This window comes from Sorangium sp. So ce119 (assembly GCF_051524405.1).
Taxonomy (GTDB): domain Bacteria; phylum Myxococcota_A; class Polyangia; order Polyangiales; family Polyangiaceae; genus Sorangium; species Sorangium cellulosum_G.
In genome coordinates this window covers 3323049-3344542 of the sequence record NZ_CP150310.1, presented here as the reverse complement: position 1 = coordinate 3344542, position 21494 = coordinate 3323049, and the positions used below count along the sequence as shown (strand labels likewise).

Here is a 21494-nt window from a genome sequence, read left to right as displayed (position 1 = left end):
GAAGTCTTGGAGGCACGTCCACCGGGAGACGGGTGCCGCCCATCTCCCGGTGGCCGACCCACCTCACCCGGATGGGTTCACGGCGTCCCGCCCGCCCCGAACGGGGCCGCCGGGACGGCCTCGGGCTTGGGCGCCGGGACGGCGGCCTCCGGCTTCTTGGCCGGCGCCTTCCGGCGCGGCTTCGCCAGGTCGTCGGCCATCTCGACGTACGGCGCCAGCAGGAACGCCGCCAGCGCCTCGCTCCCCGGGATCTCCGGGTCGGCGTGGCTCTCGATCTTCTGGATCAGGCTCCGCAGCGCATCCCGGGCGGCGCTCCACTGCGGCCGGCCGTCGGTCGGCCCGCCCTCCTTCGCGAGGACCACGGTCGTGAAGCCGTAGGCCTCGCCGAAGCGCGCGTGGGCGGCGACGAGCTGCTGGTAGTGCCGGGCCCCGCCGAACCCCTCGATCACCGCCTGCGCGCGCTCCTCCTCCAGCGTCTTCATCCGCTGCACCATCGCGGCCCACTGGACGCGGGGCCGGCGCGTGATGAAGCGAAGCCCCTCGGGCGCCGGGAAGAGCTGCCCATACAGCCAGCGCGCCTCGGACGGCGACGGCGTCTCCCCATCGGGGGAGAGCCCGGCGGCCCCCGCGTTCCACTGCTCGAACGCGCGCCATCGGTCGTCGCTGTCGGTGTTCGCCGCGCTCCGCGCGGCCTCGCTCGGCGCCGCATGGCGCTGGTCGGCCTGCGCGCTCGCCCGCAGGCCGCGGAACCCCTGGAGCTCCGTCGCGGCCGCGTCGAAGCGCTTCCACGGCCTGTCGATGTGCGGCGGCAGCGCCGCGAGGGGCTCGAGCCCCCTGGGCAGCGCCGCGTCCCCCTCCTTGCGCTTGCCGCCCTTGGGCCGGACTACCGCCGCGATCCGCGCGCTCATCTGATCTCGGAGACCGATCACGTCATCCGCGACGAGATCCGGGGGGAGGACGATGGTCGAAAACATCGGTGATTCACTCACGGGGAAAACCTCCTGTGATGTCGGATGGGAACCGGCCTGCCGCCCTGGCGACACGCCGTGGTTTCGTTGCGGCGTGGCGCCACGGCAATCGACGTGCCGGAGCAATTACGTCCCTATCTCGGCGCAACGTCTGAAGACGACGAGGAGCCGAGCGCAACGCCCTGTGCATGATCCGCAACGGATTGCGCGGTTGCGCAACGCTCCCGCTGGCGCCTCACGACCGCTCGTGTGTCGAGCCACGCAGGGGCCTTGGGGGCCCCTCGTGAGAATGGCCTCCCGACGCCCCGCCCCATGCCGTACGCTGCCGGTCATGGCGCCCTCTACCCCCACGACGACACTCTACCGCCCGGTAGGCCAGGCCGAACTCGACCTCATCGAGGCGAGCGGTCGCCGCCGCTTCCCGCCGCGCCTACCCGAGCAGCCCATCTTCTACCCGGTCTGCAACGAGGAGTACGCGACGCAGATCGCGAGCCGATGGAACACCGCCGAAGGCAAGGTCGGCTACGTGACGCGCTTCGCCGTGCGCTCGGACTTCCTGGCCAGGTACGACGTCCAGATCGTGGGCTCGCGCGTTCACGCGGAGTACTGGATTCCGGCCGAGGACCTGGAGGCGTTCAACGACGCGATCGTCGGCACCATCGAGGTGATCGGCGAGCACCGGGCCGAAGGGCACGACACGACGAAGGACACGACTGCGCGATGAGCATCGCGCACCTCGCCGACACGGGCCTCCCCTTCAACCGGAAGGAGCGGTACTTCACGGGCACCGTGCTCCCGATGCTCGTGTGCGCCGACAACTTCGCGCACTTCGGCCGCCTCACCGAGCTGGTGGGGCTGGGCCGGATCGAAGTCGACGCGCGGCCTACCTCGGCCAATGTGCAGTTCTTCACCGAGTACAGCTTCGTGGAGTCGGTCGTCGGGGACGCTAAGGCCCGCTTTCCGGGCGCGCCGGTGAAGAAGGATACGCCCGACGTGCTGATCTACATCGCCGGGCCCCGGCGAGCGCTGATCGCGATCGAGGCCAAGCTGTACGACCGGCCCACGGCCGCCGCGCTGAACGAGCAGCTCGCAGCGCAGGCGGAGCTCGTCCGCTACATCGCCGCGCGGCTCGACGTCGACGCCGCGAGCATCGCGCACGCCGCGCTGCTGCCAGCGGCGCTCGCGTCCGAGGTCGGCGAGCTCCTGGTGACGACAGTGACATGGGAGCGGCTCCTCGACACGTATGCCGACGTCGCGCCGCCGTACTTCCTCGAGGTGCTGCGCGTCGCCCTCGCACGGTACGAGCAGCTCGTGGCGCCGCGCCCGACCTGGGGCGCGAACACCGAGACGAAGCTGACCGGCGCCGAGCTCCACGAACGCCATCACGCAGGCACTCTCACCACCCTGTGGACGGGACGGCAGGGCGGCCTGGACGGCGCCGAGCTCACGAAGGACATCGCGTCGGGGACGTGGCGCAGCCAGCTCTACGAGTGCAGCTCGAGGGCCGTGTCGAACCGGAACTGGTTCACCGTCGCCGCGTTCGTCGCACGCATCGATTCAGCCAGGCCGTGAGCCGCGAGCGGCTGCGGGGGAGGTTCAACACGCCCCTCTACCCCGTGCTCCTGATGCCCATGAGGTCATGCAGGAGGGGCTGATTCAAACCGGCATCACCGCCGTATCGTGCGCCACGACCTGTCACGGAACCCGACACAGCGTGAGCAGCGCGGGGAGCGGGGGGATCGCTCGCGATCAAGCCTCGCCGTCGCGGCCGTCGCGGCCCTCGCGGCCGTGCCAGCACGAGACCTCCAGCCTGTCCCCCAGCGGGATCTCCACCGACCCATAGCCGCTGCCCGCGCCGCGCACGTGGTCGAGATAGGGCCTCAGATCCTCGGGCGCGATGTCGAGATCGTCGGCGACGACGATCGCGCCCCTCCGCAGCCTGGGCTCGAGCATCCGGAGCACCGGCAGATAGAGGTCCTTCCAGCCGTCCAGCAGCACGAAGTCGATCGGCCCCTCCACGTCCCGCAGCGTCACCAGCGCGTCCCCCTCGCGGATCTCGGCGACCTCCCCGAGCCCGCTCTCCTCGATGTTGTGCCGCGCTCGCCGCACCTTCTCCGGGTGCATCTCGCTGCCGATCACCCGCCCGCCGCCGCCATCGCGCACGGCCGCGGCCAGGAACACCGTCGAGATCCCGAACGACGTCCCGAACTCCACGACCGTGCGCGCCCTCGTCGCGAAGGCGAGGAGGTGGAGCAGCCGCCCGACCTCGCGGGAGACCGGCAGATAGGCGTCGGCGAGCATGTGGGCGAGTCGCTCGGGGTCGGGGTTCGCCTCGCGGCGCTCCAGGTCGCCGCGGACGCGGGCGATGATGCGCGGATCGCCGCTCTCGGCGTCCTGGAAGAGGCGGTCGAGGGTCCCTTGAACGCGCGGCGAAGCAAGCGTGGTGCTCATGATGTCATGTCTCCTCCGGGCAGGCTGACGGCGCCGACGGCGACGGCACGCTGCTGCCCTGTTCGACAGGGAACCTGCACCCGCCGAGAGATGACTTCCAGTGCATGCACGGTAAGGTATAGTTGCGTCCCGTGCACTCCATGGATCTGAACCTGCTCGTCGCGCTCGACGTGCTCCTCGAGGAGGAGAGCGTCCTCGTGGCCGCGAAGCGGATGCACCTCAGCCCCTCGGCGATGAGCCGCACGCTCGCGCGCGTCCGCGAGGCGGTGGGCGACCCGATCCTCGTGCGCGCCGGCCGGCGGCTCGTGCCCACGCCCCGCGCCGCGGAGCTGCGCCCGCGCGTGCGCGCGGTGGTCGCCTCGGCCAGCGCGGTCCTCCGCGAGCGGGGCGCGCTCGACGTCTCCGCGCTCACCCGCACCTTCGCCATCAGGACCAGCGACGGCATGATCGGGCTCCTCGGCGCCCCGCTCCTCGACGCGCTCAGGGCCGAGGCCCCGCGCGTCACCGTCCGCTTCCTCCCCGAGGGCGACGAGGACGTGGCCGCGCTCCGCGAGGGCCGGATCGACCTCGACATCGGCATCATCGGCGACATGGGCCCGGAGATCCGCGTGCAGGCGCTCGCCAGGGACCGCTTCGTGGGCGTGGTGCGCCGCGGCAGCCCGCTCGCATCCGGCAAGGTGACGCTGCAGCGGTTCGTCGAACACCCCCACCTCGGCGTCTCCCGGCTGGGCAAGACCTGGGGCCCCATCGACGACGCCCTCCGGAAGAAAGGGCTCGCCCGGACCACCGCGGCCGTGGCCTCAGGCCATTACGCGGCGCTGCTCCTCCTCGCCAGCTCCGACCTCGTCGGCGCGTTCCCGTCGAAATGGCTCGCGCACGCCGCCCCGCGCTTCGATCTCGTCACGTTCCCGCTGCCCGTGACCACGCCGGCCATCACCATCGCGCAGGCGTGGCACCCCCGCTTCGACGCCGACCCCGCGCACCGGTGGCTGCGCGACCGGCTCCGCCGCGTCTGCCGCTCGATCGCGGAGCTCGCGGCGTAGCCACGCCCGGACCAGCGTCAGGTCACCGCCCGCCGCTGCGCCCACCCGTCAACGACGGCCGCCATGACCCGGATGAGGTCGCGTACCCTCGCGCGGAAGTCCTCGGCGCGGATGAACCTCGGAAACTTGTGGCCTGCCAGCATGTTGTAGCCGCGCCTGAACGTCCACCCCGCGGCCTCGAGGGCTTCACCTCGTCGCTCGAGCTCCACGAACAGCTCATCCTGCACCGCCGCGTGCTCCTTCAGCGCGGCGTCGCCGTGCTTCGCCTGCAAATCGCTCTTCGACAGGTACGGGTTCGTCTCGCAGTGAAGATAGATCGCGATCCCGTCGGTCGCCGTGTTCCACTGGAGCTCGAAGTGGACCGACATGCCAGGATTGCCTCCCGATCTGCGCCGCTCCCACGACGGCTTGCTCCATTTGAAGAGCGGGATGTAACCGCACCCCGGGTTGGCCGTGTGTCCATGGCTGGTGACGAAGCCCTCGTCCTGCATCCGGGCCGCGTCGAGCAAGCGGTGGAACACGACCGCCTCGGTGACGAGACCCGGGCGCCGATGCAGGTAGCGGAGCACCGGGGTCGTCGGCTCGGGCGCAGGCCAGGCGTCGTGCTCTCGTATCCGAGCGGCGAGCTCGCGCAGGAGCAGGCCGACGGTGTCCGGGTGGGTCGAGGCCGCCGCGGCCTCGGCCACCACGGTCCACCGGAGCGGCCGGAACCAGGACGACCTCGGCGGCGTACCGTCGAGCGTCAGCAAGAAGCCTCGCTGGTTTGACTCCGGGGCGTCGAGGCCGAGCCGCTGGCACAGCTTCGCCCGCGCCTGCGGCACGGCATACCGCATCGGCTGCCTGTCGCCCTCGCCAGCGTTGATCTTCGCCTCGACGATGACGATCTGGCGCGCCTGGCGGGAGAAGAAGACGAGGTCAGGCACGCTCTTCTCGTCCTCGCCGCCGGTCACACCGACGCGCAGGCGGCACATCCAGTCGGCTTCCGCTGCGGCCGTCGCTGGCACACCGAGGGCAGGCAGCAGCGCGGCGCGGAAGCCCGCGTCGTGCGCGAAGGCGCGCGCGACGAGCGTTGTGTAGCTGTCCTCGCGATGAGAGACGCCCAGGAGATCGAACGCGTCGAGCGACACGGACGACGCCTTCGGGATCGAGAAGCTGGCCACGAGCGCGGCGGGCCCGGCCTTCATCCCCGTGATGGGCTCGGCCGCCGCGAGCGTGACGTCGAGGCCATCGAAGGCATCGGAGAGCGCATCGCGGAGATCGCCCTTCGACACATCGGTGATGGTGCCGGGCGGATCGAACAGCAACCGGAGCACCTCGCCGTCTCGCAGCGGGAGCTGCCAGACGCCGGTCCTCTCGCCGAGACCGAGCTCCTTCGCGATCTCATGGGCCGCGTCGGTGGCAGCCGTGTTCTCCGCGGGCCTGTCGACGTGCGACCTGTCGCGCCAGCTCAGGTCGTTCGCCGCCGACAGCACACGCGCCTGGCTCTCCCTCCACGCGACGAACCGGTCACGCATGCAGTTGCCGCACGGCCGGTAGCCTGCCGCGACGGCGGCCTCCTCGTCCGCGAAGAACACCCGGTGCTGCGTGTACGCCTCTCCGTGATCGCGAATGGCGGCGAGCGCAGATCCGCAATCGAGGCGGCCGTAGATCTTCGCCCTCGCGTTACCACCCAGCGTGCCGGGCGTCGTGCTCTCGTACCTGTGCCCGTCGGGACCGAGGAGCCGGTACGTCTTCTGGACGCCATGATCGGCGGGAGGGGCCATGCCCATGACTGTACCGGATGTGCAGGAGCGACGCGATGGAGGCCTGCCGGACGCCTCATCCGACACGTCGTACCGACATGCTCCGAGATGTTCGTCGATTGCCAGGACAAGGGGTGGCCTGGCACACGTCAGTTGGATGAATGGGGCATTACCCTTTGCAGGGCCTGTCAGCCTCTCGGGGTCGGGGTTCGGCCCGCGGCGCTCATGATCGCGTGTCCGTCGAGATGGCCCTGCGCTCCGCCATCTGCCTGACGATGGAGGCCGACGCCGATCGGATCAGCCCCCGCGGCGCGCGGGCGTCACCAGCCGACCACGCGCGTGCTCGCCGCGCGGTAGCGCGAGACGTCGTCCGCGGTCTCGCTGCGCCACCGCGCGCGGTCGATCGCGAACCGGAAGCGATGCACGCCGGCCTCGAACGGCGCGTGGTCCCCCGACGGGCCCACCGGGATCACGAGCGCGCGCCGCTCGTCGCCGCTGCCGAGAATCACGACCGGAACGTCGGTGTACGGAGGCGGCTCGGGGATCGGCTCGGGCGCGAGGAGCGGCCTGTTGCGCTCGTCGAAGAGCCCCAGCTCGTCGGGTCCGAGCGCGGCGTAGCTCTCCGGGATCCTGTCGCCCGGGACCAGCGTCGCCACGCGCGGCGCACGGTTCGTCACGGTCGGGTCGACCCGCGGCGGCAGCTCGTACACGTGGAACACCCGCTCGTCCCGCACCCGCCCGTCCCGCACCCGCTCGGCGCGCACGAGCCGCCGGAGCGCGCGCAGCTCGCTCGGGATCGGCGGGACCAGCAGCGCGTCGTCGGCGAGCTCGATCTGCTCCAGGAAGGTCGCGAACGGCGACGGGCGCGGCCTCCCCCGGCTCGGCAGCGGCGGCCAGCGCGGCGGCGTCGGGGTCGGTTCGGGCGCGCTCGCGCGGCGGTCCACCGACAGGGTCACGTCGCGGCTGAACGCGAGCGGCTCGGGGCTCTCGACGAGGAGGAGCTCGGTCGCGCCCCCAGCGACCAGCCGCGTGAGCGCGAGCCGCGACGGCCGCTCGCGGAGGGGCACCGAGAGCGCCGCGATCCAGCGGCGGAACAGGGCGTCGCGCGCCTCGGCGTCCGCGCCCGCCGCCATCGCCGCGGCGATGTCCCGCGCGTCCTCGGCGAGGAGCGCGGCCGCCGTCGTGGTCGGCGCCCCGGCCACGCCCAGCGGGAGCTCCGGCAGCGCCCCGTCCCAGCTATCGATGTGCGCAGGGAAATCCACGTACCGGCTGGTCCGGAGGTGCGCGCGCCAGACGTCGAGCCCCTGCACCGCGAGCCCGGCGAAGCGCCCGCCGCCGCGCGCGCAGAGGCCGATCCGCCCTCCCCGCACGGCGCCGCGATCCTCGTCCGGCTGGACCACCACGTCGCCCACCGCGGCGCGCACGCGATCGTCGTACGAGGTCACCTCGAGCACGTACGGGCGCGGCGCGTCGTCCGCGAGCGGACGCGCCGCGAGCTCGCGCACCACGCCGCCGCGCCGCTCGACCAGGCGCAGCCGCCGCGCCCCGCCCCGCTCGTCGATGAGCGCGAGGATCGCCTGCGCCACCGGCGCGCCCAGGACCGCGACCGCGATCCCGGCCTCGCCCCCCTCGGGATCGACGGTCGCGCGCACCTCCACGTGATCCCAGCCCGCCCCGTCGCCGACCAGCGCGAGCTGCGCCGCGTCGCCGGGCGGGAACGCGACCGGGCGGAGCGCGCCGTCGTCGACCGTCCAGGCAGCGGCGGCGCCGCTCTCCGCCACGAAGGTGCACGCGGTCGCGTCCTCGGGCTCGAAGCGGCCGCGATCGATGAACGGCGCGCCCTCCGCGCGCACGCTGACGCGGTACTCCTCGTCGGGCTCCCAGCGCGCGGGCGCCCCGGCCGGCGCGCCGGGATCGACAGGCTGGTGCACGAGGAGCTGCGAGGCGTGGATCCGCCGCGGCGCGGCGCACGCGCCCGGCCGCGCCATCATGTTCTCCAGGCGGAGCCGGCGCGGGTCGGTCGACGGCGCGCGGCGGATCGGCGCGCTCAGCACCCCGGCGTCGAGGATCCGCGGCCGGCGCGGCGGCGTGACCGGCGGGGACGGCGGCGACGGCGCGCCGCGGTGCGCGACGATCCAGTCCTCGACCGTCTGCGAGATCCGCTCCAGCCCCGCCGCGCCCCCGACCTTGTCCACGACCAGCACCCAGCGGACGAGCTGCTGGCGCTCCTCCGGATCACCCGGCGCCGGCGCGCGGTCGACGGGGAGGAGCACGTTCAGCCGCTCGTCGAACGCCACCGCGAGCGCCTCGGCGCGGTAGAGGCGATCGGCGGGCGCCGGATAGCGCGACTCGACGTACGGGTCGATCTCCTCGCCGACGAACGAACACGCGTTCAGGCCGAGCGGACCGCGCGTGCGGAAGTACGCCTTCTGCTCGATGACCGCGTCCTGGTCGCCCGCCGCGGCGTAGCCGAGCACGACGCGCGTGCGGAGCGTGATCTCGTAGTCGGTGTTGGGGAGCCAGCCCAGCCGCCCGGCGCCATGCACGCGCTCGTCCTGCGCATCGCAGCGGAGCAGGTCGAGGACGCTCTCGTAAGCCTCGCGCAGCGTGCGGTAGCGGAGCGAGATGAGCTCGACCGGCGGCTCCCCGCTGTCGGGCTCGATGTCCCCTTCCTTGCGGAGGAGCAGCGAGGTCATCCCGTCCGGCGCGCTCACCTGGATCGGCGCCGGGGGCGACACGTCGGAGATCGCGAGCTTCAGCGAGGCCACGACGTCGAGGCCGCGGTACGCCTCCACGACCAGCGCGGCGGCGGAGTGGATCGGCTTCCAGGCCGCGTACACCTCGCAGATCGCCGCCGGCTCGTCGAAGCTCACCGCGGCGATCACCCCGGCGGGGCGCGCGCCCAGGTCGACGGCGGCGACGTTGGCCCCGCCGGGCGCGACCTGGGGCGGCACCACGACGGGCGGGCGCCCCCCGACCCAGCGGAGCGTGCTCGCGCTCTCGCTGAAGCGCTCGATCGCCGGCGTGCGGACGCCCGGCGGCGTGTCGTGGAAGTGGACGATGTGCCATCGCACCGGCCGATCGGCGCGCCGGCAGCAGGGCCAGCCGGGCAGCGTCGCCGCGACGATCTCGTCTGCCTCGGGGTTGCGCGTCGCGAAGGTGTAGGGCGTGTCCGCGTTGACGAGCAGCCGCCGCGGGTCGACGCGCCCCACCCGGTGCACGTCCGGGTCCCAGTCGAACGTGACGACGGGGCGGAAGCGCGCCTCGATCTCCTCGGCCGAGAGGCCTCCCAGCGCGTCGACGCGGGTCGTCAGCGGGTCGAGGAGATCGCGCCAGACGCCGTCGCCGAAGCGGCGGCGGCGGCGCACGCCGATCTCGACGATCTCGTAGCGCGCCTCCAGGTCGTTCGAGCGCTGGGCGCCGCCGGCGGTGCTCGTGGTGCTGGGCAGGGCGGTCGCCCACGCGTCGCACGAGGCGCCCAGGTCGAGCGCGATCACGCTGTCCACGGCGACCGGGCGGAGCGCCGCGAGGTCCGCGTCCGAGGGGCTCGCCGGCGCCGCGTCGCGCAGCGCCCGGAGCGCGTACGTGGGCCCGTCGCCCAGGTCCCCCGCCGGGCGGGTGACGCCGATCGCCGCCGCCTCGCGCGGGCCCGCGGGGCGGTGCGCCGACGCGCTCGCGACCGGCAGCGACACGACCCGCATCGCCTCGGAGACCGGCGTCCCCTCCTGGCTCTCCCAGCGGAAGGTCAGATCGGGCAGGTACCAGGGGGTCTCGATCCGGAAGACCGTGCTCTTGCGGTGGTAGGTCGGGTCGCCGGGGCCGAGCGCCGCGACGTCGACCTTCACGTGCGCGCCGAAGTTGAAGCAGCCGAACACCTTGCAGCGGATGCCGGCCTCGACGACGAACTGGTGCCCCGACGCCACCCCCTCGTTGCGCCACTGCCCCATCACGACCTGCACGGTCAGGTAGACCTGCAGCTTCCCGAGCGGCCCGAGCTTGCCGCCCCCCTGCATGGAGAGGCTGAGCGCCCAGACGTTGACGCTCTCGACGGTGGGGTCGAGCGCGTCGGCCTCGTCCACGCGGTGGTGGCAGAACGCGGCCGAGATCCCGAAGCTGACGCGCCCGCCGAACGCGAAGCGGAACTGCAGCCAGGTCGACGGGTCGTTGTACTGCCCGATCGCGAGCGTGTCCGGCTTGTTGCCGTAGAAGAAGGTCCCGGTGAGCGCGGCGAGATCGGCCAGGAAGCCGGGGAGATCGTCGCCGAGGAGGTTCTCCAGACCGAGCGCGATCCCGAGCAGCAGCCCGAACTTGTCGCGCTGCATGTCCCACTCGAAGACGCCGAACGCGATCGGCTTCTTCGACTTCGCCAGGTAGAGCTCGACGCCGGCGAGCAGCCCCTTCTCGCCGGCGCCCTCGTGGTAGAAGAGGAAGCCGTCGAGCCCCATCGCCCGCGTCGCGGCGAGGTGGATCGTGAGCCCGATCCCCGCCGCGCCGGCGCCCTCGGCGGGCTGCCACGCGGTCAGCTTGCGCGAGAGCGGCACCGCGATGGCGTCGCCGTTCTGCTTGTACCAGCGGAACAGGCGCATGGACTGGCCGTGGCCGTCGGGTGGCGAGAGGCGCGGCGTCAGGTTGGACGTGAACAGCACGCGCACGTTGGCGAGCTCGGTGGCGCCGAGCGGCAGGCGCCCGAAGGAGAGCGCGAGCAGCAGGTAGGTGAACTCGTCGGCGCCCGTCACGCGCCCGTGGAGGAACTGCCCGCCGAGGTCGAACGTGCGCCCCAGCGCGTCGAAGCGGAACGAGAGCTCGATCCCGATCTCGCGGTGGTGGTTCGCCCCCTGATCGTACTCGCTGACCATCCCCATGCCGGCCAGCTCGAACTTCCCCTTGCGGGCGAAGAAGCTGATCCCGTCGAGGAGCCACGGCGCCTGGGTGTCGTTGCTCCGCGCGAGCAGCATCCGCAGCCGGTGCAGGCGCAGGCCGAACCCCTTGCGCCGCGCGTCGTCGGTGGACGCTGTCGTGGCGGGCGCCGCCGGCGCGCCGACCTCGGCGGGCTCGGGGGGCGTGGCCTCGCCGAGCGGCGTGCTGAGCCCCGCCGTCACGAGCAGGTAGAGCCCGCCGTTGTTCTCGGTCACCAGGCCGAGCTCCTCGATGCGCAGGCGGAGCTTGTCGGCGAACACGAAGTCGAGCCCGTCGGGGTCGTACAGGCTGCCGAGCGACGGCTTGCCGAACGCCCAGCCGACGTCGTGGAGCACCTGGAACCCCGGCTTCCCCGACGCGTCCTGGAGCTCGAAGATCTGCCCGTCGCTGACGGTGTCGATCTGGAAGTCGCCGAGCAGCGCGAGCACATCGGTCCAGGCGTCGTCGTCGCCGTCGAACACCTTCTTCAGCGACACCCCGAAGCGGAGCGCGCCGAGGCGCACGTGGGCCCCCAGGACGCGCAGGAACGTGACCGGCGCCGGGTTCAGCGCGCCGACGAGGAGCTCGCCGCCGTCGGTGAGCGTGACCTCGCCCTGCAGCGCGCCGGTCGGATCGTCGGGCGAGTCGCTCCACTTCACGTCGAACGCGGCGGGCGACTCGCCGCCGCCCGGGGTCTGGAGCATGAGCCGGAACAGCTTCAGGTACGTCCCGCGCACCTCGATCTCGACCGGCGCGTCGCGGAGGTCCCACGTCTCGCCGCCCGCGTCGCCCGCGATGATGCTGCGGCGCAGGTGGAAGCGGCCGTGCGTGGGGATCGGGAGCGGCGGCGCGGTGCGGAACGGCAGCGCGACGTCCTCGAGGACCAGCTCGACAGGGTCCGCCTCGGGGCGGCGCGCGTGGATCCGCTCGACGAGCCCCTTCAGCGGGCCGCGCGTGGCGTCGAGATCGATCGTCCGGATCGTGATCAGCCCGGGAGAGCTCGCGTCGGTGTCGGCGATCGAGATGTCGTGGCGCGCCCACTCGAGCGCGACCTCGGGCCCCTCGCGCCCGTACTCCACGTGGCGCGGGCGCGGCGTCGGGATGAGCTGCACGTCGTGCAGGCCGCGGCAGGGGAGCCCGGAGAGCTTGCACGCGCCGATCGAGAGCGGCACGACCGTGTCGAACAGGAAGTCGCCGGTCTCGGTCAGGCGCACGTTCACGCGCACGCTGACCCGCGTCGGGCCCGACTCGCTGGCGACGATCTCCAGGCTGTCCGCGTGATCGGGCTCGAACGCGTCGGTGAGCAGCTTGTCGGGGGGGTCGCCGACGACGCCGGCGAGCTCCTCCTCGGTGTAGAGCGGCTGGACGAACCCGGGCGGCAGGTGCATCGCCACCGGGAGCCCCTGGATCGCCACCTCCAGCGCGCCCCCGGGCCCGCGGGTCACGAACAGCGTCGCGGGGAGGTTCGCCGTCGCGCGCAGGTGGAACGCGACCTCCGGGAGCTGCGCCATCACGAGCGGCAGCGCGACGGGGGGCGGGGTCACGTGCACGTCGGCCACGAGCCCCAGCCTGTCGCCGTCGGCGCCGGGGCGGAGCCCGCGCAGCTCCAGCGCGTCCTGGAGGTGGATCATGAGGTCGCGGTAGAGCGCGTCGCTGCCCCCCTGCAGGACGCCGACGAAGGGGCGCACGAGATCGCGCGGCCAGCGCTCGGCGGCCTCGTCCGGGGTGCTCACGCCGAGGAGCGTGTAGAGTCGGATCCGGCTCATGAGGGCGTCACTTCGGCGGAGAGCGCGTCGCGCCCGTCGAGCGAGAGCGCGCGCAGGCGGTAGCGCCAGCTTCCTGGCGGCGGGCGGTGCGCGTGCGCCGCGACGTCGCGCGCGATCCGCCCGGAGACGCGCGACCAGGCGTCGCGATCGGCGGGCGCAGCCTCGAGGAGGACCTCGGTCGCGTCGGCCGGGGACGGCCAGGTCCAGGTGAAGAGCAGCTCGGGAGGGCTGGCCGAGACCGAGAGCGCGGGCGCCACCAGGGCGGCCCGCGGCATCGCGATCGCCCACGCCTCGGGCGCCGACGCGACCCCGTCCCGCGTGACCGAGACCGCCCAGACCCGCGCGCGCTGGCCGTCGACGAGCGCGAGGTCGAGGACCACGCGCCGCGAGGGCGGCGCCCCGGCCACGTCGGGATCGGAAAGGCTCTTCACCTGCGGGGCGAGGATCTCCCCCCCGAGGCGCAGGCGCACCCCCGCGCCAGGCGGCAGGCGCGCCGCGCCGGGGACGCGCAGGAGCTCGGCCTCGTCGCCGGACGGCGCGCGCCCCGGGTCGACCGAGTCGACGCGCTGGAACAGGAGCAGGTGCGTGATCTCGCCGGGCCCCTCGACGCGCAGGCGCAGGCGCGCGCGCGGATCGTCCGGCTGCGCCGCCTCGCGCCGCGGCGGCGGGACGCGGGTCGTCGACGGCACGCGCACCACCCCGCGCAGCGTGCGCCCGTCGGCGGAGAGGCGCCCGGCCGCGTCGGCGAGCCGGACGCGGTAGATCCAGCGCGCGCCGCGGTTCGGCAGGGTCTCGGCGAAGCGCGGCAGCGCGACCGGCTCCTGCGTGACCGGCGCGAACAGGCGCGCGCGGTACGGGTGCGCGGCGGCCAGGAACACGGCGTGACGGTCGGTCAGCGCGCCGACGTCGTGCCCGTCGAGCGCGGCGAGGATCGCGGCCCGATCCGACGCGTTCGGCACCGCCACCTCCACCTCGGCGTCGCCGGGCGCCGGCGGCTCGAGGACGCGCGCGAGCACGCGGCCGCCGCTCGCGCGGTAGGCGCGGAAGACCTCGTCCGCCGAGCAGCGCTCGGGGCGCACGCGCTCGCTCCCCGAGAGCCCGGAGCCGGCGAGGAGCGGCGTCACGTCGAGGACGAGCCGCATCGGCCGATCCCCCGGCTCGGGCGTCACCACCGACGGCACGTCGGCGAGCGCCGGCGCCTCGGCGAGCACCGGGCGCCCCTGCCAGCGCCCCTCCACCTCGACGGCGGCGATCGCGCTCTCGTTGCCCGGGCGCGCGTCGGCGGGCGCGAGCCGGTCCGGGACGTAGTCCTGCGCGTCGGCGGCGCTCACGCCGACGAGCGCGCGGTCGTGCGGGTGATCCGCGCGGAGGTCCAGGAGATCGAAGATCGGCGCGGACTCGTACGCGGTGTCCGGGCCGATCGCCCGCACCTCGACGCGCGCGCCCCACGCGGGCGCCGTCGTGCGGTCGGGCGTCAGGTGGACCGGCAGCAGCACCTCGCCCGCGCGCGGCACCGGGAAGGCGCCGCCGGGGAGCGGCACCTGGGCGCGCAGGGTGATGGAGAGCGGCGTCCCCGCCGCGCCGCCGTCATGGGCGAGGATCTCGAACGGGTACCCCGCGTCCAGGCGGAGCCGCCGCGCGGCGTTGGCGAGCACCGGCTCGCCGAGCGTGAGGGTCGCCAGGTACAGGCCGCCCGAGCCGGACACCGCGGAGAGCGCGCCCGGGATCGCGTCCAGGCGCCGCCGGGTCGCGTACACGCGGAACTCGGTCGCGTACGGGTCCTCGGCGCGCTGCGCGGCGTGCCACCCCCAGCGGAGCAGGATCGCGCTGCCGTGCCCGCCGAGGAGCGCGCGCTCGTCGTCGGTCAGGTCGGGCGCGCCGGCGACGAGGACGCGCGCGTGCACCCCGGTCGGCGCCGGGAGCGCGAGCGCGTCGGCCTTGGCCTCGTCGGGGCCCGCGGGCAGCGGCGGCGGGCGCCGCTTCTCGAGGCGGAGCTCGCCTGTCTCGCACCACGCCGCCCCCGCGCGCCCCACGGCGTCGACGGCGCGCACACGGTAGCGGTGGCGCGTCCCGGGCTCCGGGCGCGGGCGCCGCACCGGCGCGCCACCGTCGGGGAAGTCGAACACGTCGCGCCAGGAGAGCGTGAGCCCGCCGGGCGCCGGCGACAGGACCTCCGGGAAGGACGCCATCAGGTCGCCGCCGACCGTCATCGGCGGCAGCGCGACCTCGTCGCGGTGCCCGGTCACGTGGTTGTCCTCGTCGAGGAGCGGGGTCCAGGACGGCGCTCCGCCGGCGGGCGTGTGCTCGATCTGGAACAGCGCGGCGTCGATCGGGGGGGGCGGCAGCTCCGCGGGCCATGCGTCGATCCCCTCGGTCGGCGCCGGGATCCAGCGCACCTCGAAGCCGAGCGCGTGGCGCGGCGGCGGCGGCCCGAGCGGCGCGTCGCCTGTCGCGACGCTCTCCGGCTGCTGCAGGTTGGTGATCCACGCGGCGAGCGGCGCGGCCGGGCGCGGCGTGTCGGCGAGGACGAGCGGGGGCAGCACCACCGCGCGCTCGACGATCGCCGCCGAGCTCTTCGCGGGGATGCGGAGCGCGCAGAGGAACCCCTCGCCCCCCAGGCGGAGCTGGTGCACCGGCGTCGCGAAGGAGAGCGCCGGGCGATCGCCGGCGGGGACGCTCGCCTCGGGCCCCGGCGGCAGCCACGGGGCCCCCGCCGCGAAGGTCAACGAGTGCGCCGCGTGCCCCAGCTCGAGGACGAGCGACGTCACCGCGACGGGCAGATCGATCACCGCGCTCCAGCCGTCGGTCCCTGGCGTCAGCCACCCGGGCCCGCGCCGCGGGGAGAGCGCCACGCCGCGGCGCGTGAGCGCGATCGGATCCGACGGGCGCGGCTCGGCCAGCTCGACCAGGCGCGGCTTCGAGAAGCGGACGCGCACGTCGCCGAGCGACAGCTCCGCCGGGAGCTGCGTTGTCGCGGGGGCGGTGTGGAACCCGACCACGCGGTCCGTGAGGTCGGCCTCCGGCCAGCCGCCGCTCACGCGGTACTGGTAGACCTGGCCCGGCACGAGCGCCGGGTCCGCGTCGAAGTGCGCGAAGCCGAGCACCCGGCGCCAGCGCGGGTGCGCGATCACGGCGCGGAGCGGATCGAGCGCGACGAGCTCGTCGTGGCGCAGCTCGGGGTCGTCGCGGAGGAGCAGCGTCATGTCGATCGGGCGCGGCGGCCCGGCGGCGGCGACGACCTTGCGCAGGATCCCGGTCAGGTGCTCGAGCTCCCCGCGATCCAGGGTCTCGCCGGGGAGGAGCCGGCGCTTCGCCTCGTCGTACTCGTCGTCGGCGCTCGTCAGCTTCGGGTCGAGCTCGCGCAGCGGGAGCTGCAGGCGCGCGATCGTCGCGGCGTCGCGCCAGTCGTCCTCCCTGGCCAGCGACACGCAGACGCCGAGCGCGGTGAGCCCGCGCGCATGGACCACCACGGTGTCGATCCCCGCCGCGACGAGCTCGTGGGCCGTGTTGCCGGCGACGGCCCGCCCGCCGGCGACCACCTTGCCGTCGCGCAGGGCGACCGCGAGGCTCGCCGTCGCCTGGACGGGGACGCGCACCCCGTCGCTCGGCGTGTCGAGCTCGACCGTGATCACCTCCCAGGGCGTCGCGCCGGCGGCGCTCGCGGCGACGGCGGCCCCGGCGGCGGCGGCCCCGGCGGCAGCGAGGAGCGGCGCGGGCGCTGCCCCGACGCGATCGGTCAGCACGCCGAGGCGGATCCGCAGCTCGCGGCGCGCGCGCAGCGCGGCGAGCTGGTCGGCGGTCAGCGAGACGCAGTCCCAGCGGGGGCGCGGCGCCCCCTGGCGGCGCTGGATCGTCCACCCGGCGGGGGAGTAGAGCCAGGCATGGGGGCCGCTCCAGAGCAGGTGCACGCCGACGATCGGCGGCTCGACCTGGGGGATCGCGCGCGCGAACAGGCTCACGGGACCGGCCCCTCCGTGGGTGCGGGATCGGTCCCCGTCGTCGGGTCGATCACGAGGTTCCAGGCGGTGCGCTGGAAGAAGGACAGGAACCCCGCCGGCACGCCCTCGAGGAGCAGCGCGAGCGCGCCGATCAGCGTCATCGGCCAGAGCTGCGTGTCGGGGAGCGACAGGAAGGGGCGGATGTCCGTGCTCTCGAGCGGCGCGAAGCGCGACCCGCCGAGGTGCGGGCGGCGGAACAGCTCGAACCCCGCGATCGCGTCGCCGAGCAGCGCCCCGCCCTGCGCCGGCGGGATCCCCAGGTGCTCGGCCCAGAGCGCGGCGCGGAGCGCGCGCGCCGGGTTGTCGGGCGCGCCGCGCAGCTCCTCGGGGATCGCGAAGACGTTGATCTCGCCGTCGTGGAAGAAGCCGCGGCGGTTCAGGTTGGTCGAGCCGATCGAGACGAAGACGTCGTCGATCATCATGCACTTGGCGTGGACGTAGATCCCGGCGGGCTGCGAGAACGTGACCGCGGTCCCCGCGCGGTGCGCGCGCGGGTGCGCGCCCCAGCGGCCGCTCGCCGAGATCCCGCCGCGATCGACGACGATGCGCGCCGCCGGCTCCCCCTCGTGGACGACCGGGCGGGTGACGCTGCGCGCGAGCATCAGCTCGCCGTCCACCCAGAGCCACGACGGCGCGCCGATCGCGCGCGCGGGCGGGCCCACGTACAGCTCGGTCGCCCCCGGCGCGAGGTCGCCCACGAGCCACGCGCGCCCGCGGCTCGCGAAGCGGTCGGCCCGGCGCAGCCGCGGGCGCCGCTGCGGGTAGCCGACGATCATCCGGTCGCCCCAGACCTCGCGCAGGCGCGCGAAGACGTGCCGCCGGCGCAGGTCGCCGAACGGCTGGTCTCCCTCGCCGGGCACCACGATCAGCAGGCGGCGGCAGCGGCCGGCCCCGCCGGCGGCGCGCAGCGCGTCGACGAAGACATCGTCGGGGGTGAAGTACTGCTCCTCGATGTAGATGTGGTCGCGCGCCTGGCCGATCGCGGCGATGAGCGTGTCGTAGGTGCCGCGATCGCCGCCGGGCGCGAACTCCAGCGCGGGCGTGCTGCGCGGGTAGGTGCGCCCGATGCGCGCGATGTGGCGCGCGCCCGTGTGCTGGGGCATCGCCGCGGCGACGGGCGCGGGGAGCTCGGCCTCCAGCGCGGCGGGGTCGATCCCCGCGTCGCGCGCCCAGCGCTCGTAGAACGCGCGGAAGGCGTCGGCGACGACGGGCCCGCTGAAGCGGGCGTGGACGTCGTGGTACGGCCCGCCGATCTGGTGCCCCGGGGAGTCGAGGCGGTTGCGGTTGACGTCGATCCCGCCCAGGAAACCGACGAACTCGTCGCCGCGCGCGTCGGCGCGCCGCCGGACGAGCTGCATCTTGTTGTGGTAGACGCCGAACTGATCCGCGTCGTCCTCGAGCCCGAACAGCGGGCTGTCGCCGTACAGCGGCGCGAGCGGGTTGTCGGCGAGCCGCGCCGGGTTGCTCGACCAGACCGCGGTGCCCGGCGCGAGCGCGTTCAGATCGTCGACGGTGGCGCGCGCTGTCTCGAGCATGCCCACGAGCGCGTCCTCGAGCCACCCCAGCTCGGCGGCGGCCAGCCCGAGCATGCCGGCGACCGCCGGCAGCGCGAACCAGGCGAAGACGACCCAGTCGTCGGTCTCTGCGGTCGGCGCCGAGAAGTTGAACACCTCCGCGGCGAGCTTGATCAGGAGCTCGGTCACGAGCGTCGCGTGGCCGAGCGCGATGAGCAGGAGCGCCGCGGCCGCGCGCGAGCCCGACAGCTCCGGGTCGCGCAGGTTGAGGAACCGGTTCGCGAGCACGAGGACCGCGCCGTCGCGCGCGAGGATGTCCTCCGCGAGCTCGACGAGCGCGGTCCGTGTGCCGCCGGGGAGGAGCTGGAAGCGGTTGAAGGTCCACCCCGTGAGGTGCGCGCGGAAGCGCGCGCCGGGCGGATCCGCGGGCGTGCGGATGCACGCGCGCAGGTCCTCGACGAGCGCCTGGAACGTGGCCATCCCGTCGACGAGCGGGATCACGAGGCTGTTCGTGTGGTACCGCTCGACCGCGTGCCCCGGCGGGACGGGCGGGTACCAGCGCGCGAGGTCGAGCACCTCCAGGGTCGCGCGCGGCTCGGCGAGCGCGGGCACCCGCAGGAACCCGCCCGGCGGGCTGCTCACGCGCGTGCCGACCAGCGCCTGCACCGGCAGCGACGACCCGGCGGGCGCGTCGCCTGCCCAGCGCACCGCGACGTGGTGCCCGGGCGGCGGCGCGAACAGCGAGCCGACGGGCGAGGCGGCGGCGGCCGGCTCGAGATCGCCGTCGGCGCCTGCGTCGACCGATGCGGTCGCCACGGCGACGCCGTCCTCGTCGCGGCGCAGCTCCAGGTCGAACCCGGCCGCGGCGCCGAGCGCGCCGCCGTCGTGGCGTACGGCGACGAAGCGCCGCGCCGGGCCGCCGAGCGTCGCGAGCTGCGCGCGCCACGCCGCCGCGGCCGCGCCGTCGCCCGCCGCCTCGAGCGCGTCGGCGATCAGCCCGAAGGCGGTGACCGGCGGCAGCGCGGTCCCGTCCTGGAACAGGACGCCGACGGAGAACACGGCCCCCGGGGTGAGCTCCACGACCGGCGCGCCGCGGAGCAGCAGCGAGTCGTCGAGCGGCTCGGCCGGCGGGAGCGCGGCGGCGACGGCGGCGAACGGCGCGACGTAGAAGGTCGGCACGCCGCGCGTCCCCAGGCGGCGCAAGGTCTCCTCGAGCAGCGGCGGCGCGCCCGGGGTGTGATCCAGGAACGGGAGCGGCGACAGCTCGAGCAGCTCGACGCCGCCGCCGGGGAGCGGCGCCGCCGGATCGAGCGCCACGCGCCGCACCGCCGCGCGCACCGGCGAGGAGACGGTGTGCGCGGTTTCCCCTGCGCGCAGGCGGACCTGCAGCAGCGTCACGCGCCGGGCGGCGTGGCGCGCCACGCCCGGCCGGGTGATGACGATGGGATCCGGCGCCGGCGCCGGCCGTGGCGGGTCCGGCAGCGTGATCGTCGCCTCGAGCACACGCTCGAGGCGCAGCGGATCGAAGAGCGGATCGAAGCTCGCCATGCACCGCGCCCCCCTTGGGCGCGCGTCGACCGAAGGCCACATGGTACGGGCGGCTGCGCCGCAATGGCAATGACGAAGCGGCCGGCCGAGGCGAGCGACGATGCGAGGATCAACGCATCCGCGTCGCCGTTCGTCACGGTGGAGCGCAATCGCGTCAGGGACCGACTTATTGCATTGAGACGGGAATGGCGAACGTCTCGCCGCGCTACGCGGCCACGCCGAGGGTGCCTATCGACTCGAATTCGCGGATCATCCGATCGAGCCCGCCCTCGTCGACGCTGAGGCCGAGGGCCGCCGCGGCGTGGGCGAGGAGCTTCCGCTCCCGCAGCGACGCGACCTTGTCCACGGCCGCCGCGATCTCGAGCGCGCGCAGCAGCGGGGCGCGCGCGCCCTCCGGCACGCCGCGGAGGCGCTCGATCCAGGCGATGTCGTCGGCGAGCCGCTCGTTCTGGCAAGCGCGCGCCGAGGCGGGGAGCCGCCGCAGCACGGCCGCGAGCAGCGCGGTCTCCTCCGGCTTGAGTCGCCCGTCGGCGGTGAAGATGAACCAGAGCCCTTCGAACAATCGCTCGACGTGCGGGCGCAGGGCCTCGTCGCAGAGCGCCCCGTCGAGCGCGCGCCGGTAACGCAGGTATCGGCGCGCGGTATCCCCGAGGCTCCGGGTGACCACCCAGCTCGTGATCGACGATGAGGCCACGGAGAGCACGGGCACCAGGTTGCGCGCCACGCTCTCGCCGGCGAGGCGCGCCGCGAGCTGCTTGGCCACATCCGAGCCGCGCTCGCGCGCCGAGCGCACCAGCACGCCCGCTGGATCGTCCGTGTCCTGGGGGGGCTCCACGACGCCGAACGTGAGGGCGAACAGCGCCCACACGTCGGCCGGCTCGTCCGGATCGAACCGAAGGCCAAAGAGATCTGCGAGCTCGCAGAGCATCCGCACGTGCAGGAGCAGCCGGAGCACCGTCTCACCGCCCATCGCGAGCGCGGCGGCAGGGATCGCGACGAGCCCGGCGAGCCCTTCCGTCTCGGCCGTGGCCGCGGCCGCGCCGGTCGAGAGCGCCCCTGTCGCGCCGCCCGCGAGCGCCGAGCGGATGCAGGCGCGCCGCACGACCGCGCGCGCGTCGGTCGGCTCCGTCACGCCGGTGGACGCCGCGATGATCGCGGGGCGAGGCCGCCTGTTGTAGCGGCGCACCGCGCGGGACAGGAGATCCTCGAGCCATGCGTCGACCGGGCGCACGCGCACGCCCGCTTCGCTTGCCGCCTCGGTCAGCGGGAGCGCGGCGGCCCCCGCTGCGTCACCAGGATACGCAGCCTCGTCGCTCATGCATCAGGGCGGTTCAAGATGCATTCCGCGCCCGGCGGGCGCCGAGGCCGAGCCCGTTCGCAGCCCTGCCGAGATGGGCCGTCGTGGGTGGCGTACGCGGCTGACCAAAACGTCGTTCATGCCGCGCAGCGCCTGGCAGCGTGGCCCTGGGACGCCGCCGCGCGGCGCCCATGTGGTCCTCGTGGCGCCCCTGTGCACCTCGCGATGACCTACCAGCCCCGATGCCGCCGTTTTCCATCACGGAACGGGC

General features: G+C 74.5%; 10 protein-coding genes. 3 read left to right on the top strand and 7 right to left on the bottom strand.

The window, feature by feature from the left end; genetic code table 11:
• Window positions 1–77 precede the first annotated feature (77 nt).
• Complete coding sequence (locus tag WME76_RS12510; protein ID WP_437960363.1) at window positions 78–974, bottom strand: hypothetical protein; 897 nt, start codon at window positions 972–974, stop codon at window positions 78–80.
• Between the two features lie 325 nt (window positions 975–1299).
• Here WME76_RS12510 and WME76_RS12505 point away from each other — a divergent pair, with 325 nt between their 5' ends.
• Together WME76_RS12505 and WME76_RS12500 are read left to right on the top strand one after the other, a co-directional pair.
• A complete protein-coding gene (locus tag WME76_RS12505; protein ID WP_433936374.1) occupies window positions 1300–1692 on the top strand; it encodes a hypothetical protein in 393 nt (130 codons plus the stop codon).
• Window positions 1689–2540 (top strand): hypothetical protein, encoded by an 852-nt coding sequence (locus tag WME76_RS12500; protein ID WP_437960362.1) that lies wholly within the window; start codon window positions 1689–1691, stop codon window positions 2538–2540. The genes WME76_RS12505 and WME76_RS12500 overlap by 4 nt, the downstream gene beginning before the upstream one ends.
• Before the next feature lie 177 nt (window positions 2541–2717).
• Here WME76_RS12500 and WME76_RS12495 read toward each other — a convergent pair whose 3' ends face one another.
• Window positions 2718–3419 carry an O-methyltransferase gene (locus WME76_RS12495; RefSeq protein WP_437960361.1) on the bottom strand — a complete coding sequence of 234 codons (702 nt, stop codon included), beginning with the start codon at window positions 3417–3419 and terminating at the stop codon, window positions 2718–2720.
• A 140-nt stretch (window positions 3420–3559) separates the two neighbouring features.
• Between WME76_RS12495 and WME76_RS12490 the strand changes: the two genes are divergently transcribed.
• Complete coding sequence (locus WME76_RS12490) at window positions 3560–4462, top strand: LysR family transcriptional regulator (RefSeq protein WP_433937767.1); 903 nt, start codon at window positions 3560–3562, stop codon at window positions 4460–4462.
• Window positions 4463–4479: 17 nt separating this feature from the next.
• On the opposite strand, the gene WME76_RS12485 is transcribed toward WME76_RS12490, so the two are convergent.
• The 5 genes from WME76_RS12485 to WME76_RS12465 form a co-directional block, all read right to left on the bottom strand.
• Entirely contained in the window at window positions 4480–6225 is a 1746-nt protein-coding gene (locus WME76_RS12485) for an Ada metal-binding domain-containing protein (RefSeq protein ID WP_437960360.1), read from the bottom strand.
• A gap of 299 nt (window positions 6226–6524) precedes the next feature.
• Window positions 6525–12866 carry a hypothetical protein gene (locus tag WME76_RS12480; RefSeq protein ID WP_437960359.1) on the bottom strand — a complete coding sequence of 2114 codons (6342 nt, stop codon included), beginning with the start codon at window positions 12864–12866 and terminating at the stop codon, window positions 6525–6527.
• The gene (locus WME76_RS12475; protein WP_437960358.1) at window positions 12863–16825 is read right to left on the bottom strand and encodes a hypothetical protein; all 3963 of its coding nucleotides are present in this window, start codon (window positions 16823–16825) and stop codon (window positions 12863–12865) included. Before WME76_RS12475 ends, WME76_RS12480 begins: the two co-directional genes overlap by 4 nt.
• Entirely contained in the window at window positions 16822–19926 is a 3105-nt protein-coding gene (locus WME76_RS12470; protein ID WP_437960357.1) for a phospholipase D-like domain-containing protein, read from the bottom strand. The genes WME76_RS12475 and WME76_RS12470 overlap by 4 nt, the downstream gene beginning before the upstream one ends.
• Window positions 19927–20131: 205 nt before the next feature.
• Window positions 20132–21244, bottom strand: coding sequence for a hypothetical protein (locus WME76_RS12465; protein ID WP_437960356.1), 1113 nt, complete (start codon window positions 21242–21244; stop codon window positions 20132–20134).
• Between the last annotated feature and the right edge of the window lie 250 nt (window positions 21245–21494).

Coding starts and splice junctions, on each gene's coding strand:
- WME76_RS12510 (WP_437960363.1), bottom strand. CDS start 974: ATGTTTTCGACCATCGTCCTCCCCCCGGATCTCGTCGCGGATGACGTG.
- WME76_RS12505 (WP_433936374.1), top strand. CDS start 1,300: ATGGCGCCCTCTACCCCCACGACGACACTCTACCGCCCGGTAGGCCAG.
- WME76_RS12500 (WP_437960362.1), top strand. CDS start 1,689: ATGAGCATCGCGCACCTCGCCGACACGGGCCTCCCCTTCAACCGGAAG.
- WME76_RS12495 (WP_437960361.1), bottom strand. CDS start 3,419: ATGAGCACCACGCTTGCTTCGCCGCGCGTTCAAGGGACCCTCGACCGC.
- WME76_RS12490 (WP_433937767.1), top strand. CDS start 3,560: ATGGATCTGAACCTGCTCGTCGCGCTCGACGTGCTCCTCGAGGAGGAG.
- WME76_RS12485 (WP_437960360.1), bottom strand. CDS start 6,225: ATGGCCCCTCCCGCCGATCATGGCGTCCAGAAGACGTACCGGCTCCTC.
- WME76_RS12480 (WP_437960359.1), bottom strand. CDS start 12,866: ATGAGCCGGATCCGACTCTACACGCTCCTCGGCGTGAGCACCCCGGAC.
- WME76_RS12470 (WP_437960357.1), bottom strand. CDS start 19,926: ATGGCGAGCTTCGATCCGCTCTTCGATCCGCTGCGCCTCGAGCGTGTG.
- WME76_RS12465 (WP_437960356.1), bottom strand. CDS start 21,244: ATGAGCGACGAGGCTGCGTATCCTGGTGACGCAGCGGGGGCCGCCGCG.